Source organism: Pararobbsia alpina (genome assembly GCF_902859895.1).
Classification (GTDB): domain Bacteria; phylum Pseudomonadota; class Gammaproteobacteria; order Burkholderiales; family Burkholderiaceae; genus Pararobbsia; species Pararobbsia alpina.
Map to the genome: position 1 here is coordinate 1 of NZ_CADIKM010000023.1, position 18477 is coordinate 18477.

Consider the following 18477-nt stretch of genomic DNA (forward strand, 5'->3'; position numbering starts at 1 on the left):
CAGTCCAAACTTACGCTGTTCGGGCGACGCCATGAGCTTGAGCATGTGCGTTTCGTGAATATTGCCCAACCGGTATCCGGGTTCGACAAAGTGATCGCAGCAATACAGATCCCCGTTGTACTCGAGGGCGGGGCCAAGGCCGCAGGTCGGTGCGTGGATGCACAACAAATGGCGACCGAAGTAGGCCTCTAGCGTCACATCGAACAATTGCACGAAGACGCGACCGACGTCGTGGCGCACCCACTCTTCGAAGATGTCCATGAGGAAGAGGCCATACTGCTTCGCGCCGACTGAACGGTCGGTGACAAGATTGCCGGTCTGGGTGTACAGCACGCGCTTGCGGCCCGCGTGTTCGCTCCAGCCCCGATTCGCCAGCTCTATCGTCTGTTCCGTTGCGCGCTCAATGATCGGAATGAACTGGATCCACCTCGCGCCGAGCTCATCGCGAAAGAAGCGATAGACCGAGCGGCCATGATGCTGGTTGGCGGAGTTGACCGTGCAGAGGATATTGAACTCAACGCCATGCTTGCGCAGCTGCTTCCACCCGCCCATGACCAGATCGAAGGTGCCCTGCGCATGGCGATCGACGCGAAAGGTGTCGTGAAGTTCACGCGGACCATCAACACTCAGGCCCACGAGAAAGTGGTGCTGCTTGAAGAACTCGCACCATTCGTCGTCGAGAAGAATGCCGTTGGTCTGAAAAGTGTGCTTCACAACCTGTCCAGGCCTGCGGTACTTTTCGACGAATTCGACCGCGTGCCTGAAGAATTCGACCTTCATTAGCGTGGGCTCGCCGCCTTGCCACGCGACGGTGACCTCTGGGGTGCGATGCGACTCCAGCAACTGACGAATGTAGGTCTCTAGCGTCGCCTGGGACATCCGATGCTTTTCGTTTGGATAGAGCGCCTCTTTCGACAGGAAAAAGCAGTATTTGCAGTCGATGTTGCAGGTGGAGCCGCTGGGCTTGGCCAGCAAATGGAAGCAGGGCGGCGCATCCGCTGGCCGACTTTCGACCGTCAGGGGATCGTCAATACTCGATATTGAAGCGCGAGACAGCAACGTGGCTTCCATCGCCGCAACCCCTTTGATTGTCAGAGTGCCAAAAAGATTGCCCGACGCCGTCCGCCAGGCGCCTCAGCATGCCAGTGGGTACGTATCCAGAAGGAGCGAGTCGCAGACACAAACGTGATTGGTATTTAAGGCAGCTTGCGTCTGGAAAGCAAACGCAATTTCGTGATTTCCGAATCTAGCGCACTGCGCGGACTTGCCGGTCCCGCACACGAGGCTGATCCTCGCACCATTCAAGCGTGCAAAGCGTTGAACATCCGTGACGGTGCCGCGATCGTGCTTAAAGAAGCAAATACATAAGTACGCATGAAGCAAGCACTATCTCGCTCAGGTTGCCCCATGCCTTCGAAGTGGGAGATTCTCGCAATCGCGCGTCCCATGAACTAGATTAACGTTGACGCATGTGGGCGCCTTGATTTCCATTTGTGACAGTACCCGGAATTCGCTGTTGCAACCCGGGCCGAGAACCCATCCGGAGAGTCGCGTGGCTAACGTGGAAGTGCGCTCAGCGAACCAACTGGCCGAGGAGCGGACAGACCTCGCGACGACGCGCACGCTGATGGCGGCCGATCGTACCTTGATGGCGTGGATACGTACCGCGCTTTCGATGATCAGCTTCGGCTTTACGATCTACAAGGTGCTGGAGGGTTTTATGGAAGCGGGCGTTCATCTGAACCATCCGCATAGTCCTCGAAGCGTCGGCCTTTTTCTCACCGGGATGGGCACGGTTTCAATGGTACTGGGAACGATCGAGTACTGGCGAACCATCGTCAGTCTGCGTGAGTATCAGCCAGTCAGCATCTGGCGGCCCACTTTTTTTGTTGCGTTGGTCATGGCCTGTTCGGGTAGCTTTGTCTTTCTAAGCATCATCATAAGATTGCTCTGAGCGTACGCGAGACGCTGCGTGCAGCAGCGTCTCCGCCAGCCGAGATCGTGGATCAATGCCGCTTCGGATAGATCGCACTCGGGATCACATGGTCGCTGTACCTACGAAGGCGCCGGTGTCGTGACTGAAACCCTGATGATCCTGCTGAAGGTCTCCATTGTCGTGCTTATCGCTTGCGTCGGTGCGGGAACCTCGCCTTCGGAGCTGACCTATCTATGGCGGCGGCCCGGGCTATTACTCCGTTCCCTTGCAGCGATGTATCTGCTGGTTCCCCTGGTCGCGTTCGGCCTTGTGCTGATCATGTCCATCGAGAGAGGGGTCAAAGCGGCGATGCTGGTGCTCGCGGTGTCTGCGGGAGCCCCACTGCTTCCCAAAAGACTCAAGAGACTGAATAGCCAGGAATTCATCTTTAGCTTGCTAATTACGTCCTCGCTCGTCGCCATTGTCGCCGTACCGCTGTGGGCGGCGCTGCTGGGCGCCTACTTCGACGTCACGGTCGAGCTATCCGCAAGCACTGTCGTGTCAGACATTGCTAAAACCATTCTGCTGCCGATCATGATCGGCATGGGGCTTCGTGCCATTTTCCCGGCCTGGTCGGAACGGCTGTCGGACCGGGTGATCATGATTGCCGGGGTTGTCCTGGCAGCGTCCGGCATCATCCTGCTGGTTATCCATAGGCAGCACCTGGTGGGTCTCAGTTGGCAAGGCGTGCTCGCGCTCGTGGGGCTGATGATCTTCGCACTGTTCATCGGTCAGCTTCTTGGCGGGCCCAATCGCGATGACCGAACGGCGCTGGCCATTGCCTGCGCAACTCGGCACGTCGGCGTTGCGCTGATCGTCGCAACGGAGTTTGTCGGTGTAAGAACAGCCGTACTTGTCGTTGCGTACTTCGTCACCGCTTTCATCGTTTCGAGTATCTATCTATCCTGGCGACGACGATAATCCCCAAGCATAATGGCCTAGTGTACTCGTGTCATGTCTTCGTCGACCATGGAGTGCTTTACGAGTCAACAGCGACGAGAGGCGACGCCGAACGACTCCCGCAGCAAGCAAACCGCTCAAGGCTTCACAGTGATCACGAGTTGTCGGGATCGAACGACCTCGCGCACGTGCTTCGGGTCGTTTCACGATCGAGTCCTCCACGGCGAATGCTCACTCGCCAGAACAGCATGGCAACCAGCCTCAGAATCTGATGTGCACGCCAGCAAATGGTCCTGCCGTCCTGATGTTGTAGTAGAAGGAAGAGGTGTTGTAGTCCTGCGCGAGTATCCGGTATCCGGCGGTCATGCCAATGGTTTTTGACGCATCCCACGATAGCGACGCAACCACTTGCCACGAATACTTGGCCCCTCCCGTACCGACATCCGCGTAGCCCATGACCGACCACCTGTCCGTGAATCGGTAAAAAGCACGCACGCCCACCAATCCGTCGACCCAGTCGACACTCGAGTTTCGATTGACACCGTCCGGAAACACGGGGCTGGTAGAGAAGGAGAGCTTAGCGTTGAGATTCGTGTAGCGCAGGCCGGCGATAAGGTCCACCGGTGTCTTTTCGCTAGGCAGGATACGATAGGCGCCCGCCGCCTGAACGATTCCATTGTCCAGTTGCAAGCGTGCCGTGCCCAATCGCCCGCCGAGTATCGGGTCCGACGTGGTCGAGACGTTAACGTAGAACCCGTCGACGATGATCGCCCAGCGATCCTTGCGAGCTTCGAAAGTGCCCATCACCCCGAAGTCGAGGTTTTGCCAGATACTGGAGAAATGCGCATCCACGTTCTGACCGGGAATAACTTGTCCGATTCTCACGTTGCCGCTCTGGCCAGCCAGCCACAGATACGGCGTCAGCGAGAACTGCCAGCCCTCCTGCGAGCTTGATGCGGCCTGATCCGCGGCCTGCTCTGCGGCGTGTGCCGGTATGGTGGGAATGCTCAGCGATGCGCCGACCAACCATGCTGCCATTCGCCGCGACGATTTCGTTTGCATGTCTGCAACCTCATCCAGGCCATCGTGCGTTTGCAGGGTGGCACGCATGCGCTTCAAACCCGCCACCGTCCAGCGGCTTCACGTCGTCCTTACCAAGAATATGTCACGCCTCGTATTAGCACTATTGGACTTTGGTCCACGTAACGTCCTGCTTGGCTTCGACGCTGTGCGGCGACCGACCCAGCATGCCCGGTTCGCATGGCTGCTGGCGGAGCTGCAATCTCGTTCTGTGTCGCGCGGCTCCCTCTACCCGTGGTGTGACTTGCAGGCCTTCAATGAATCAAGAATGGTACAGCGTACAGCGCGAGCACACCGATACAGATTGCAGCGAAAGCATAGCGTTTGATAATTGCGAACACAGTGGATCTTTCAGGTCGGACCGGGCATCGCTACCCGGTCTGTCATCGTTGGTTGATTGATTACGCTTGCACGGGCTTCGCGAACATTGCAGCGAAGCGAGTAGCCGGTCGGATTTGCCGCATAGCTCGCACCCGTCAGCGCCGTGGCCGCTCTTTTCGTCATCGGTTTGAGCCACTTTGGTCTGGCCTGGAGCATCCCAGGTATTGTGTTGGCGGTCTTTACCGTGCGTTGCAGTTTTCGAAGTTTCACGCGCATCGTGCATGACCCACCTTCGCAACAATGATCAGCGATCCGCGGGCATCACTTGCAATAGCGGTTCGGGCGTCACGGTGACTACTCCTGAAAAGGGTCGATCGTACGAAAGGATCAGCAGGATGGTCGTAGCGAGTCCCGCTGAAAAAAGCCCGATCGCTACGGCAGAGGTCAGTCGGTTCTCACAATGAACCAGCGCGATTGCGAACAGCAGGGAGACGGCCAGAAAGATCAGACATGCCCACTTGAGACCGCTAACTTCGGAGCGACTAACCAGGATACGCTCGCGACGAGCTTCCAGAGCCTGCTCCAGGGACGTCGCCACCTGGCGCTGCGCAGTCTGCTGTCCGGGCGTATTTACCGCCAGTGAAAGCGTGAACTGAAGCGCCTTGTTCAACGAAGGAGGACTGATTTTCAGCGTGGCAGCTCCTTGCGCCATCATTGGCCATTCGGTATTTACCGTGTACTCGATGTAATCCCGAACCAGCGTTCGTAGCTGGTTCTGTGCCTCTTCTGGCAAAACGGCAGACACGACAACAACAGATCTTAGCGCACCGGCTTCGGTGGCGACCGCAACATTGGCGCGCGCCGTATCGTTCCAGACCTGCGCGGCAGTAAACGCGATGAGCAAGCCGAAGATGACACCGATTGGAGACAGCAAGCCGGGCGACACTGCCATAAATGACCGTCTATACGGACCGGCAGCAAGCCAGCTGGTGACGACGTGAACCGCCGTGGCCGCGAGACATGTCGCACCAAAGGCAACGAGGGTCATTTGCCATAATGGCAGGTTATGTAACCAGCTACTGGTCATTGGCGCTTACTCCATGCTTTCGTCGTAGTATCCAACATCGTCGTTGCTTCGTTTCAACTTATAGAAGGAGGTTCCATGCGTTGTTCTAGTATCCTGCGCTGTGCCGTCGCGCTTGTCCCGCTGTTCGGCGGCTTGGCGCAGGCGGATGACATTATTAGTTCCTGGAATTCGGTGCATCTGCCGCCGTCGCCGACTCTGACCTCCGTAACGGTCGATCCCGCCCATACCGCGCTGCTCGTGCTCGATTTCGACACTGGAAATTGCACGACGACGCAGCGACCGACCTGTTTCGCCTCGTTACCGAAGGTCGCCGCATTGCTCGACGCTGCGCGCCGGCACAAGATGATGGTCGTCTACAGCACGACACCGACGGGGTCCATCAAGTCGGTGCCTCCAATGCTTGCCCCCAAGGGTGAGGAGACGGTAGTGCACTCGGGCGTCGACAAGTTTCTTGGCACCAAGCTGGAAGCTGTACTGAAGGCGAACCACATCGATACCGTAATCGTCACCGGAACTGTCGCGCAAGGCGCGGTTCTTTACACCGCAAGCGCCGCATCATTGCGCGGCTTCAAAGTGGCGGTGCCGGTCGACACGCTCTCGGCTCCGGACCCGTTCGCCGAACTGTCCGCGACATGGATTCTGTTAAACGCACCGGCCAGCGTCGCGAAGAATATGAATGTGACGCGCTCCGACATGGTCCAGTTTTGATTGATGATCGATGGGTCCTGGAAACCACGATAGGGACGGCTGAAGCATCCGCCGGATGCCGGGTCCGCTTCAACGAGGTGTGTGCAGATCGAATCCATACTCTTCCAACTGGGCTTCGCGCCGCACGGCGATTACATTCGATGTAATTGGCGTACAGCGCAGCCGCTTCTACTCTTTGGCTGTCGCGCCATCGATCTGGTGGCGCTCACCGTCAAGGAGATACCATGTCCAGCTATCCCGCTCACACGATCGAATCCGCGCCAGCGCAATCGAAGCCCGTGCTCCAGCAACTGCAACAGGCGTTCGGCCTGATCCCGAACATCGCGGCCTCGATGGCCGCTTCACCGGTGTTGATCAACGGCTTCATCGGCCTGTTCGAGCGCGTGCATGCGAGCAGTCTGACGGAGCCGCAGATCCAGACATTGCTGCTGACCAACGCGGTCACGAACGCTAGTGAGTGGCCGGTCGCGTTTCACACCGCGCTCGCGTTGAAGGAGGGCGTACATCCCGCGGATGTCGACGCAATCCGGCACGGCGGCCTGCCTGGTGAGCTCGGACTGGCCGCGCTGTCAACGCTGGCGCGTACGCTGATCGAAACGCGCGGCCGCCTTGCCGAATCGGACCAGAGACGCTTCCTCGAAGCGGGGTTCAGCTCCGAGCAGATACTCGAGGTCATTGCGGTGGTTGCAGCATCTACGATCACGAACTACACCGGTAGCGTTACACAGCCAGCACTCGAAGCGACGTTCGAGGAATTTGCCTGGCATGCGCCCGCACCCTGAGTCCGCCACAATCGTCCGCCTCGAATAAAGTAATCCGATGAACGTCACCCGTCCCGACCCGAAAGTGCCCCCGAGTGAACTTGGAAGTTTGTTGCGCTATTGGCGAGACGTGCGTGGCGTGAGTCAACTCGATCTGTCGCTCGAGGCCGGGGTCTCGCAGCGCCAGATCAGCTTCATTGAAAGCGGACGCAGCGTGCCGGGCCGAGACACGCTTTTGACCCTCGCGCAGACGCTCGATGTGCCGCTGCGCGAGCGCAATGCACTGCTGCTCGCCGCTGGCTACGCACCCGTGTATTCGGAGGCACCGTGGAACGCACAGGAGATGCACGGTGTCGTCCGTGCGCTCGAACGGGTCGTTCGCCAGCACGAACCGTTTCCGGCGATCGTGATGGATCGCCACTGGAACGTGCTGATGACCAATGACGCGGCACCACGCTTTTTCAACTGCTTCATCGACATGGCCTCGCGCGAAGGTCCACGCAACATGCTGCATCTGATCTTCGATCCGCAGGGGATGCGCCCGTTTGTAGCGGATTGGGACAACGTCTCGCGAAGCCTGCTGCAACGGGTGTATCGCGAATCGGTCGGCCACGTGATTGACGGCAGCACCAGAGGTCTGCTCGATGAACTGCTTGCGTATCCCGACGTGCCGCGCGACTGGAAGACGTATCATGCGCCGTCCGCGGCGCCCGCGATGCCGGTTATTCCGCTTGGTTTCATCAGCGAGGGCGTGGTTCTTCGCTATTTTTCGATGATAACGAGCGTTGGAACACCGCAAAATGTTGCCGCGCAGGAGCTACGCCTGGAATGTATGTTCCCTGCCGACGATGCAACCGAAGCACGCCATCAGCAACTGCTTGCAGCGCATTCAAAGGAACGCTGAGCGCCTTGTGGATGTCCAGTCGTGTTCTCCTGCCGGGGCCGCTACTGTCAGTGGACCCGCGCGCACATCGCTGTCATTTGGGTGTCGGATTGACCTCCTGGAACTGTCATCAACAGGTCCCGCATCGAACGGCCGAAACGGGTCCCGACCAGAGACGCTCGCTATCCGTCTGTGTGGAGGCGATCCACTGCTCATACACCAGGCTTGACGTTGTCTCTCCGATTCGACTACTGTACGTATCGCTGGTACAGAAGTCGAACGGGTCCGGCGTACCCAGATAGGGAGGAGATCACAGATGACCAAAGCCAAAGCCCATGCTGTTCTCGTGGTGGCACTGCTCTCGACGGCTGCTGTCGCGCCGGCTATCGCCGCCGATACCGCTTGCGTATCACCCACGTCGCTTCCGGCTGGTGCCAACACAAGCGATCCGAAGGCGCCGTTCTTCATCGATATGGCGGGGCTGGATCTGAAGACGACTCCGCCCACTCGCGACCCGCACAATCCGAACTATCCGAAAGCGACAGAACTGCCGGATGGCCAGGTTCCGTCGATCAATAGCGAGGGCAACTTCATCATCGGTCCGACGCATCGGCCGTCGCCAGAGGCTGTTGCTCAGGCCAATGTACCGCACGGCACGGTCCATACCTTCATCATGACCTCGGCAGACAGCGTCATCTACCGGCCCGGCATGGTTCGTGACGATATGCCCGGATGCCAGAATTCGGCGGTGAATTCTTCTTCGACCGCTCCTGGCGACAAGTCCGATCTTCTGGTGCCCGCGAGCCATCCTGGCAGTTGGAGTCGCGAGGTCGATGTCTATGTGCCGGCCGGTTACGTCCCGGGCACGGCGGCGCCATTCATCGTGTACGGTGATGGCGGCAGGCACAGCTTCTTCAAGGAGCAGGTGCTGTTCAACGTGCTGGACAACCTCATCCACGCGCACAAGCTGCCGCCGATGGTGGCCATCGGCATAGGCGCCGGCGGACAGGACGCGCAGGGCAGCGAACGGGGCCGCGAATATGACACCGTGTCCGGCACCTATGCCGAATGGGTCGAGCAGGAGGTGTTGCCGCGTGTCGAACAGAATGCGCATGTGCGGTTGACGAAGGATCCGGATCGTCGTGCGACCATGGGCTTCAGCTCCAGTGCTGCCGCCGCCTTTACCATGGCCTGGTTCCGTCCCGATCTCTATCACCGCGTGCTTGGCTATTCGCCAACGATGGTGAACCAGCAGTGGCCGCATGACACAGCACTTCCTGGTGGCGCATGGCAGTACCATGATGCGTGGTCGGGGCCGATCAAGCCGAACCTGACCGTGTCGGGAAAAACGGTGACGCCTGCAAGCGCGTCCAATGGCGCGCCGCTGATCCCGAACTCGCCGCGCAAACCGATCCGGTATTGGTTCGAGGCGGGTGATCGCGATCTCTTTTATCCGGTCGGTCCTCTTGCCGATGGCATGCATGACTGGACGGCGGCCAACGAGGACATGGCGCGCGTGCTCGCCGCCGAGGGCTACCACTACCAGTTCGTGTTCTCCCGCAATGCCGGTCACGTCGACGATGCCACCGAAGCACAAACCATGACCGAAGCACTCGAATGGCTGTGGAAAGACTATCCGGCGCCGGTGAGCCGAAACAACTGATATCGTTAGCCCGCGCCGGTGGCAAGTGACTTCAAGTGGGCGAAACCCACTGCGTCCGCGAAATCTGGGAGACGGCAGAGTCCAATAGAAACTCCACCATCCGGTCGCACACGCGGTCGAACATCTGCAGACCGGTCACGGTCAGGCATCCGCGCGCACGCGCCGCTTCGATCAAGGGTGTCAACGGCGGCTTCGTAACGACATCGCCCACAAGAGTCGTGGCCGGCAAACGTGACACGTCGATCGGAAGCGGGTCGTCCGCACGCATGCCGAGCGGGGAGGCGTTCACCACGATGTCGTAGGTGTGCGCCTCCACATTGGGTAACACGCGTCGTGCCTCGCCCCGTTGCAGCGCGTTGAGGCGGCCGGTCAGCGACGTGGTGCGCGCCTCATCGCTATCACGTATGTCGAGCGACGAAATGCCGGCATTCATCAGCGCGTGGCCGATCGCCGACCCCGCACCGCCTGCCCCCACCAGCAGCGCGCGTTTTCCGTGCGGAGCGTAGTCTCCGTCTACCAGAGCCGCAACAAATCCGGCGCCGTCGCACATGCCGCCATGCCAGTTGCCGTCCGCGGTACGACGCAGCATGTTGGCCGCGCCAAGAAACTCCGCCTCGGCGGACAGCGTCGTGCACGGCCCGACCGCGCTAAACTTATGAGGCACAGTAACGATGATGCCGTCGACGTTTTTCATTCGGGCGGCGCTTGCAAAAAATGCGGGCAGATCGTCGCTGCTTACATGGATTGGAACGACTATCGCGTCATGTCCCAGCGAGCGCATGGCTCTCGTGACGCCCTCGGGCGACTTCACCTGCGCTATCGGATCACCAATGATGAAATAAACACGGGTAGCACCGCTGATTGTCGAAACCGTGGAAGCGGCATCAGCACCACTGACGGCGATAGGCATCTTGCTCATGGCTAAAGTTTATTTGAAAGGAACGGAAAAGGCGTTTAGGCAAATTCAGTAAAGCGTTCCTTGACGAGGCTGATGAGATCGTCGATAGCCAATGCGCTGATCTTGTGGGAAAGGATTTCGACTTCGACATATCCCTTGTACCCTGCTGCTTCAACGCGAGAACGGATGCCCCGAAGGTCAATCACGCCATCGCCCATCATCCCGCGGTCGAAAGCGAGGTCAGTCGTCGGAACGAGCCAGTCTGAAACCTGGTAGCCGGCGATAAGGCCATTGGCCGACGCAATCGAAGCATGCAGGGCGGGGTCCCACCATACGTTGTAGCTGTCCACCATCACGCCGACGCCGCTTCCGCATTCGCGAGCTAGCGAGCTCGCGTACTCAAGCGTTGAGATCGCGCCTCGCTCGGCCGCAACCATCGGATGAAGGGGCTCCAGAGCAAGCGTCACACCGACTTCGCGGGCGTGAGAAGCCACTATTTTCACACCCTTGAGAATCCGCTCTCTAGTGTCGAGAATCGTGCCGCAATTCTTAGGCATGCCTCCGCCGATCACAGTAATCGACCCTGCTCGGAATTCAGCTGCATCGTCTATCAACTGATGTGCGTCGTCGATGGCATCACGCCAGCTGCTGTCGTCCGTTGCCTCGCCGAAACCCGACATCCGGCAGATTCCGGTTACGGCGAGGCCTCGGTCCCGAACCATTTGGCTTGCAACGCGGGATCCCATTCCCCGGTAATTCTGGGTCCAGAGCGCGACCGCCTTTATGCCGAGGCGCACGCACGCATCCAACGTGGGCTCGAGGGGCGTACTGAGGCCTACGGTTACCAGATTGAGTGCCATCCGCTCAATCGGCAATGGGCCGGCCGTGCCAATCGGTGCCTTACTTGACGGCAACAATGCCATGGATCACCTTTCATTTGTTAACCGAACGTTTATTTATTATCGGTCGCCTGCGATTGCCAGCGCAACGGCTAATTTCTAGGTGTAAACCGGGGGTACATCATCGTTGTTGTTAACCGAACGTTCATTTAATATCAGCGTATCGAACAGACTTTCGTGCCACTTTCCCAGCCAGAATGGCAGGAGAAACTGGCGGATTGGGCAATCAGGGGCACCTGTTTGAGATCGATGCTGTCGCCCAGCGCATGAGTCAGTAAGACGTCACTCAGTAAGACGCCGCTCAGCCCGGGCGCCGTTAGAGCCCGGCTAGCACCCCAGGAATCAGGACAATCGTAATGAAGGTATTAGCCCAATATCCGCAGGACGACGAATACGACGTCATCGTGGTCGGCGCTGGAGGCGCCGGGATGACGGCGGCGTTGTGTGCCGCCATAAGCGGAGCTCGTGTCTTGCTGATTGAAAGCACGGAATACGTCGGCGGTACGACGGCGTACTCAGCCGGTACGACCTGGATCCCCTGTACATCGCACACGAAAGCGGTGGGAGGGGACGACTGCCCCGAGCGGGCGCGCACCTACCTACAGGCTGTTGTTGGCGACGAGTCCACTGGCGCGCTTCGCGATGCCTTTTTGGATGCGGGGCCAAAGGCCGTTGCGTTTCTGGAAGCACATTCACAGGTCCAATTCCGTGCGCGGCCGTATCACCCGGACTATCAATCAGAACTGGAGGGTGCCACTGTTCGTGGACGTGCTTTGGAGCCGCTTCCATTCGACGGCCGAACACTCGGGCGGGCGTTCTCGCTCGTGCGGCCGCCGATCCCGGAGTTCACTGTGCTGGGCGGGATGATGGTGGACAAGGACGACATCGGTCATCTGCTTAAAATGACCCGGTCTTTTCGCTCCCTGGCACACAGCATCAAGATTGTCGGGCGACATGCCGTCGACCGCATGGGGCAGCCGCGGGGCACACGACTTGTGATGGGGAACGCGCTGGTTGGCCGCCTGCTCGGGTCCCTGCTGGATCGAAAGGTGTCGATCCTGGTTCGCGCACGGGTTGAAGAACTGCACAGCGACGCGCGCGGCGTGTCAGGCGTAACGGTCTCCCAGGACGGTACGCGTCGTCGAATCGCCGCGAAGGGCGGGGTCGTGCTTGCCAGCGGCGGATTCAATCGGCACCCGACCCGCCGGCAGACGATGTTGCCGGACATCAAGGAAGAATGGTGCGCGTGTGCGCCAGGAGCAACGGGCGCGGCCCAGGACCTCGCCATCAAGGCGGGCGCCCAGTACGGAAAAGGGACAACGACTTCCGCTTTCTGGGCGCCGGTGTCCTTACGAAAAAGGGCTGACGGGTCGACCGCGGTATTCCCGCATTTCCTGATGGACCGCGGCAAGCCCGGCACCCTGGTTGTCGACCGTGCGGGCCGTCGGTTTGTCAATGAAGCGATCTCGTATCATCGGTTCGGCCTTGCAATGCAGTCACAGAAGGACCGCGAAACCGTCCCGGCGTTTTTGCTCACCGATGCGGTGGGGCTTCGAAAATACGGTCTTGGCATGGTGAGGCCTGGTGGGAAGGGACTCGCACCATTTCTCGCTGACGGCTATCTGATCAAAGGCGACGATCTCGCATCGTTGGCCGAACGCTTGAACGTCGACGCAAGGACGCTGTCCGAGACGGTTGCTGAGATGAACGCAAACGCTGCCAATGGCATGGACCCCCAATTTCACCGGGGCGAAACCGAGTATCAACGATTTAACGGCGACGCCTCAGCGGGGTTCAAGAACCCGTGTCTTGGAACGATGGGAACCGCCCCGTACTATGCCGTGCGGCTGTATCCCGGCGACATTGGCGCGGCCACGGGACTGGTGACCGACGAGGCAGGCCGCGTTCTGGGCGAAGGGCGCACACCAATACCGGGCCTCTATGCATGTGGCAACGACATGCAGTCGGTGATGGGCGGGACCTACCCGGGTCCCGGCGTGACCATCGGACCGGCTTTGACCTTTGCATACCTCGCAGCAAAGGACGCGGTGGGCCGGATCGACGAGGTGGCGATGACACAGCCAGCGCCGTACGCGTCGGCGGCTTGAATCAAGGGTCAAATATAATGGATGAGTTGACAATACCCCATCCGCCGGCGCAAACCGCGCTGGCACCCGAACCCCTACGCAGAATGAACGCCGCCAACACAAAAGCCAAAAAGACCGCAGTTGGACGTGGCGAACGCGCCCCCGAGCGTCGGAAACAGGAGTTTCTCGACGCGGCGCGAAAGGAGTTCGCTGAGAAAGGCTACGGGGGCGCGAGCATTAACGACATCGCCGCGCATACCGACAGCAACAAGGCATTGGTGTACAACTATTTTGGCAGCAAGGAAGGCCTCTACGTTGCGGTGCTCGAGTCGATGTACGCCGATATTCGGCATAAAGAGCAAGCCCTGCAACTGGAGGAGATGGAGCCAGAGGACGCGCTGCAGAAACTCGTTGCGTTCACCTTTGAGTACTACATCGCGAATCCGGAATTCATTGCCATTCTGAACGGCGAGAACATGCTCGGTGGCCGGTTCATCAAGCAGTCTGCCTTCGCGCCGACGCTCAACTCGACCATTGTCGACACGCTTTCGCGCATTCTGCAACGCGGTGTGGCTTCCGGGGTCTTCCGTGACGGCATAGACCCGGTCGACCTGTACCTGTCTATAACGGGACTCGGATACACATACGTATCGAATCGCCACACTCTCGGGATCGTTTTTGGACGGGACCTGATGAAACGCAATGCGCTCAAGCAACGACTCGCCAATATCAGTGAGATGGTGACCCGATATGTTGCCGTCGGCGGGTAGCGGGCCGGCGGCCGCGGTTGCGATCAATCGCGGCCGCTAAAGAGGGTCCCTTGCCTGATTGGCAGGACTGCAAGCGTTGAGAGGTCCATGCAAGGGACCGTTGCATGACGGAATGTTCGTTCAAAAATACAAAAAGACGTTCAGTAATTTAGCAATGCATAAAAACCAAGACGGAGGAGACCGGGATGGAGTTCGCTGAGAAAATTAATATCCAAGAGTTTCTTGATACGCGACCTTTTGGCTCGTTTCACTGGAAGATATTGCTGCTGTGCCTGTTCATATTGATCCTTGATGGCTTTGATGTCGTTGCGATGGGATTTGTCGCGCCGGCCCTGATAGCCGACTGGAAGCTGTCCCGAGCTGCATTGGCTCCAGTCTTTAGCATGGGGCTCTTTGGCCTCGCGGTAGGTGCCTTGCTAGGCGGCCCGCTCGCGGACCGTTTCGGTCGACGCAAGGTGATCATTTCTGCGGTCGTTGTGTTTGGTCTCGTAAGCCTGGCGTCTGTGTGGTCACCCAACGTGGCGGTGTTGTCGCTGATGCGCTTTCTCACAGGGCTTGGCCTTGGTGCATCTCAGCCGAACGCTGCTACGCTTGCCTCCGAATACGCTCCGCGTCGATATCGAGCGCTCATGGTGACGGTCATTTACTGTGGCTTCACCCTCGGAGCCGCGGGTGCGGGATTTATCGCGACCGCGATCATTCCGGTGTACGGGTGGCCATCGGTACTTTTCGTCGGAGGAGTAGCACCCCTCGTGCTGGCGCTCGTTCTCTTTGTCGCCTTGCCGGAATCGGCGAAATTCCTGGCGGTAAGGCGCGCGGGTCGCAGGCAGCTGGAGCGGATCATCAATCAGATCTCACCCCGAACGGTGGGGGAGTCCACGCAGTTCCTGTCAGTCGAAAAGCAGGTGGCGAGCAAGGGCGCAGTGAGAGCGATCATGGGCAGACCCCATACTGCGGTCACCGTAGCCTTGTGGGTCGGGCTGTTCATGAACATGATGACGGTGTACTTCCTCAACAGCTGGATGCCCCTCATCGTCAAAGACAACAATTTCACGATGGCCGACGCCGCGCTTATCAGTGCGATGCTGCAAGTGGGCGGGACACTGGGAAACATCATCATCGGCTGGGAAATGGACCGCTTCGGCTCGCACAAAGTGGTCTCCTTGACGCTCATTGGTGCAGCCATCTTCACGGTTGCTCTTTCGCAATTCAGCGCGGGCTTTTCGCTGGTGATGGTCCTTGCGTTTCTGCTCGGCTACTGCATCAACTCGACGAACGCGTCATGGACGGCGATGGCTGCCACGTACTATCCAACCGAGATGCGCGCGACCGGAACGAGCTGGATGACGGGTGTTGGTCGATTTGGCGCGATCTTAGGTGCGTCCCTCGGTGGCGTATTGCTTGGTAGCAACTGGAACTTCAGCCAACTGTTTCTCGCGTTGACCGTACCAATCGCTATCTGCATTGTTGCTACGGGCCTCAAAGCACGTCATGAACGGCCGGTGAGCAGAATGGTTCTGGATGCGGGTGTTGATGCTCGTTGATTCAGCCAGCCCGTCCACGAATGGGCTAGTGAAAGGAGGCCGGCAGCGCACTACCAATAAGGTTGGAACGGGGGCCGATAATCGGTTCGCCGGCCGTGCGTGCATGGCTGGACGTCCGGCATCGGCTCACGACCTGGCGAGATTCGGTCCACCTATGCCGTTTGCGTTTGGCAGGGGCCGGCCACAAAGTGACGTTCGACGCAAAGTCAAACCCCTTACTTGGAATGGTAATCGGGTCGAATCGCGAAAGGATAGGCACAATACGCGGCGATAGCGCCGCACCGCGCTGCATTCGATATTCGGACGGAGCGATGCTGCATCTCAGGAATCCGCTTCTTCGATGCTTACATGAACCACGATATCTCCGACCGCTTTGTCCCTCTCGCGAGCGCACCGAACTCGCCGCGCTTCCTGCTGTTTCTGATCTGCCTGTTCGCCTCTGCCGGGCAGCTCGCGATCGACATCTACGTGCCCGCCCTACCTGCGATGGCGCGTTTCTTCGCAACTTCACCTCAGGCGATCCAGTCGAGCGTTTCCGGCTACATGGTGGCCTACGCGTTCGGCCAACTCGTCTTCGGGCCCGTAGCCGACGCTTACGGGCGCAAGCGCGTACTGGCGTTCGGTCTCGTACTCTTCACGATCGGCTGCCTGCTGTCGCTCGCCGCGCCGAATCTGGAGACGTTTCTCTTCGCCCGCTGCCTGCAGGGCTTCGGCATCGCCACCACCAACCTGCTCGCGAAGGCGATCATCACTGATTCATTCTCCGGGCAGGCGCTGATGCATACGTTCACCTACATGGCAATCGCTTGGGGGCTTGCGCCGATCGTTGCGCCGGTGATTGGTGCCCACCTGCAGACGTGGTTTGGCTGGCAGGCCTGTCTCGTCTTCCTGCTTGTCTATTCGCTCGTGATGTGGGGGGTGGTGTGGCGCTATCGCGAAACGTTGCAGCGCCCGGTGCGCCTGGAGCCGCGCACGCTAGTGACAAACGCGGGCAAGGTGCTCTCGAGCCCGGTGTTTCAGAGCTGCTTCCTCGCGCAGGGCCTGTGTTACAGCATCTTGCTCGTATTCAACGTCGTCGGACCGTTCATGGTGCAGAACACGCTGCACAAGCCGCCGACCTATTTCGGCTACCTGGCGCTCGGTATCGGGATGATGTTTTTCTTGGGCGGCCTGTCGAACCGCGTGCACGGCGCGCGTCTGCCGACTGCGGAACAGCGGCTGTACATCGGTGCGCGCGTGATGGCGGCCGCGTCGATTGCGATGTTGTTGCTCGCGCTGACGGTCGGCTTGCGCGTATGGACGCTCGCGATACCGGTGCTCGTGATGGGCTTGTGCGCAGGCGCGATGTATCCGACGTTGATGGCCAAAGGCAATTCGCTATTCCCGCACGTCGCAGGCCTGACGAGCGCGATCCTCGGGTGTGCACTGCTGCTGGTGTCGTCAGCGATGATGGGGCTCGCCGGCTTCTTGTCGGTGCAGACCCTGACGCCGCTCGCGGTGTTCTTCGTGGTTCTCGCGTTCGGTGTCGTCGGGATGGTGACAAAGCTCCTGCGACATCTGGGGCAACCGCAGCCCGACGTAGCCGTACGCCGCAACGGCAAGGTGGCGTAAGCGCGTAACCCGCAGTTTTCATGGGCCCGGCGATATTCGCCGGGCGTCTGGTAGTGCAGGCTGATCTCAAGATCGCGTTCGCTACCCGCTTCTTCAGCTTGGCATTTTCCGCTTCCAAGCCCTTCAGGCGTTTGACGCCGTCGCTCACCGTTTCACTGAAGCGCTTGCGCCACGCGTAGATCGACGCCTCGCTCACCCCGTTGCGCTTGGCCACTTCGGCAATCGAATTCCTGTCCGCCTCGCGCAAGATCCGCACGATTTTCCTCGTCACTGTATCGGCTCGTCTTCACGACGCCCTCCGAGCCCGGATGCGCCCCTATCTCCAGCTCATCGTGGTCCGCAATTCCTGGTGCAAGCTCACCCGGTCGAGTCTCATGAGTGTCCAGATCAATGCATTTGCCAGAAAGGATTTCTCCGTTTTCCCGGTCGAATCAGTGTTAACCCGCAACCATGTGTTGACGATCAAAATATCCGATATAGTTATCGACATGATATGTGATGTATGACGTCATATATATCGTAGGCGCCCGTGGAGTGGCAGTGGAAGGCATGGGCCACGGGTCTGACCAAGGAGAACTTCGAGGTTGACCATGAGTGAATCGACGAATACCGGTACTTCTCCTTCGCTAACTGCGGACTTTGTCCAAAGTCTGAGGATGGAAATTCTTGCAGGTACCCGAACGCCTGGCGAGCGGGTACCGCTTGAAGGGTTGCGGCAGGCTTACGGCATCAGCCTGAGCCCTATCCGGGAGGGCCTCTCAAGGCTTGTCGCTGAAGGGCTGCTGATCCCGGTTGGGCAGCGCGGATATCGGGTGGCTCCAGTCTCACTGGAAGAGTTCATCGATATCAAGACGCTTCGTGTTGATCTGGAGCTTAAGGCGCTGCGCGAATCGATTCGCCATGGCGACGAAAGCTGGGATCTCAGCCTGATGGCTGCATTGCAGCGTCTAAGAAATTTTGAGCAGAAGCGATGGTTGGCTGACGAAGTGGATGCGTGGGAAGAGCGCCATCACGCGTTTCACTCGACGTTGATTGGCGCCTGCCAGTCGCCGATTCTGATTCAATTTTGCAAGACGTTGCACGACATGGGCGACCGCTATCGCCGTGTGTTTTTAAAGGCGCACGAACCTGATCGAGATGTCACGCAGGAGCATCTGGCGATGTACCAGGCGGCTGTGGATCGCAACGCCGACGTGGCCTGCGACATTCTGCGCAATCACATCGAACGTACCGGAATGAATGTGCTTGCCGTGATGCGCGAGCGTGCAGACCGTTGATCTCAAGGGGCAG

At 59.1% G+C, this 18477-nt stretch carries 16 protein-coding genes and 1 pseudogene; 11 read left to right on the plus strand and 6 right to left on the minus strand.

What is annotated here, in order from left to right:
* The coding region (locus HV670_RS19740) for an anaerobic sulfatase maturase (RefSeq protein ID WP_246257733.1) at window positions 1-1071 on the minus strand (1071 nt) is incomplete at its 3' end.
* Between the two features lie 481 nt (window positions 1072-1552).
* Here HV670_RS19740 and HV670_RS19745 point away from each other — a divergent pair.
* Window positions 1553-1954 (plus strand): YidH family protein, encoded by a 402-nt coding sequence (locus HV670_RS19745; protein ID WP_217478464.1) that lies wholly within the window; start codon window positions 1553-1555, stop codon window positions 1952-1954.
* 120 nt (window positions 1955-2074) lie between these two features.
* Window positions 2075-2896 carry a bile acid:sodium symporter family protein gene (locus tag HV670_RS19750; protein ID WP_175106564.1) on the plus strand — a complete coding sequence of 274 codons (822 nt, stop codon included), beginning with the start codon at window positions 2075-2077 and terminating at the stop codon, window positions 2894-2896.
* A 240-nt stretch (window positions 2897-3136) separates the two neighbouring features.
* On the opposite strand, the gene HV670_RS19755 is transcribed toward HV670_RS19750, so the two are convergent.
* Window positions 3137-3985 carry a hypothetical protein gene (locus HV670_RS19755; protein ID WP_175106565.1) on the minus strand — a complete coding sequence of 283 codons (849 nt, stop codon included), beginning with the start codon at window positions 3983-3985 and terminating at the stop codon, window positions 3137-3139.
* A gap of 595 nt (window positions 3986-4580) precedes the next feature.
* Window positions 4581-5363: a bestrophin-like domain gene (locus HV670_RS19760; protein WP_175106566.1), complete on the minus strand. Its 783-nt coding sequence runs from the start codon at window positions 5361-5363 to the stop codon at window positions 4581-4583.
* A 75-nt stretch (window positions 5364-5438) separates the two neighbouring features.
* On the opposite strand from HV670_RS19760, the gene HV670_RS19765 reads away from it, so the two are divergent.
* From HV670_RS19765 to HV670_RS19780, 4 genes are all read left to right on the plus strand, one after another.
* Window positions 5439-6071: an isochorismatase family protein gene (locus HV670_RS19765; RefSeq protein ID WP_175106567.1), complete on the plus strand. Its 633-nt coding sequence runs from the start codon at window positions 5439-5441 to the stop codon at window positions 6069-6071.
* A 224-nt stretch (window positions 6072-6295) separates the two neighbouring features.
* A complete protein-coding gene (locus HV670_RS19770; protein ID WP_175106568.1) occupies window positions 6296-6853 on the plus strand; it encodes a carboxymuconolactone decarboxylase family protein in 558 nt (185 codons plus the stop codon).
* A 37-nt stretch (window positions 6854-6890) separates the two neighbouring features.
* A complete protein-coding gene (locus HV670_RS19775) occupies window positions 6891-7736 on the plus strand; it encodes a helix-turn-helix domain-containing protein (protein ID WP_175106569.1) in 846 nt (281 codons plus the stop codon).
* Between the two features lie 295 nt (window positions 7737-8031).
* On the plus strand, window positions 8032-9378 hold the full coding sequence (locus tag HV670_RS19780; protein WP_175106570.1) for an alpha/beta hydrolase: 1347 nt from the start codon (window positions 8032-8034) through the stop codon (window positions 9376-9378).
* Window positions 9379-9409: 31 nt separating this feature from the next.
* Here the strand turns inward: HV670_RS19780 and HV670_RS19785 are convergent, their stop codons facing one another.
* Both HV670_RS19785 and HV670_RS19790 read right to left on the minus strand, forming a co-directional pair.
* Window positions 9410-10288 carry a shikimate dehydrogenase family protein gene (locus HV670_RS19785; protein WP_175106571.1) on the minus strand — a complete coding sequence of 293 codons (879 nt, stop codon included), beginning with the start codon at window positions 10286-10288 and terminating at the stop codon, window positions 9410-9412.
* Between the two features lie 44 nt (window positions 10289-10332).
* The gene (locus tag HV670_RS19790) at window positions 10333-11136 is read right to left on the minus strand and encodes a sugar phosphate isomerase/epimerase family protein (RefSeq protein ID WP_175106572.1); all 804 of its coding nucleotides are present in this window, start codon (window positions 11134-11136) and stop codon (window positions 10333-10335) included.
* A gap of 395 nt (window positions 11137-11531) precedes the next feature.
* Between HV670_RS19790 and HV670_RS19795 the strand changes: the two genes are divergently transcribed.
* From HV670_RS19795 to HV670_RS19810, 4 genes are all read left to right on the plus strand, one after another.
* Window positions 11532-13283 (plus strand): FAD-dependent oxidoreductase, encoded by a 1752-nt coding sequence (locus tag HV670_RS19795; protein ID WP_175106573.1) that lies wholly within the window; start codon window positions 11532-11534, stop codon window positions 13281-13283.
* A 17-nt stretch (window positions 13284-13300) separates the two neighbouring features.
* Window positions 13301-14032, plus strand: a complete 732-nt coding sequence (locus tag HV670_RS19800) for a TetR/AcrR family transcriptional regulator (RefSeq protein WP_175106574.1) — start codon at window positions 13301-13303, stop codon at window positions 14030-14032.
* Between the two features lie 185 nt (window positions 14033-14217).
* Complete coding sequence (locus HV670_RS19805) at window positions 14218-15576, plus strand: MFS transporter (RefSeq protein WP_175106575.1); 1359 nt, start codon at window positions 14218-14220, stop codon at window positions 15574-15576.
* A 348-nt stretch (window positions 15577-15924) separates the two neighbouring features.
* Window positions 15925-17187 carry a multidrug effflux MFS transporter gene (locus HV670_RS19810; protein ID WP_175106576.1) on the plus strand — a complete coding sequence of 421 codons (1263 nt, stop codon included), beginning with the start codon at window positions 15925-15927 and terminating at the stop codon, window positions 17185-17187.
* 91 nt (window positions 17188-17278) lie between these two features.
* Here the strand turns inward: HV670_RS19810 and HV670_RS32275 are convergent.
* Window positions 17279-17458 (minus strand): annotated as a pseudogene (locus HV670_RS32275) (transposase); the annotation flags it as partial.
* Between the two features lie 319 nt (window positions 17459-17777).
* Between HV670_RS32275 and HV670_RS19820 the strand changes: the two are divergent.
* On the plus strand, window positions 17778-18464 hold the full coding sequence (locus HV670_RS19820) for a GntR family transcriptional regulator (protein ID WP_175106577.1): 687 nt from the start codon (window positions 17778-17780) through the stop codon (window positions 18462-18464).
* Window positions 18465-18477: the final 13 nt, after the last annotated feature.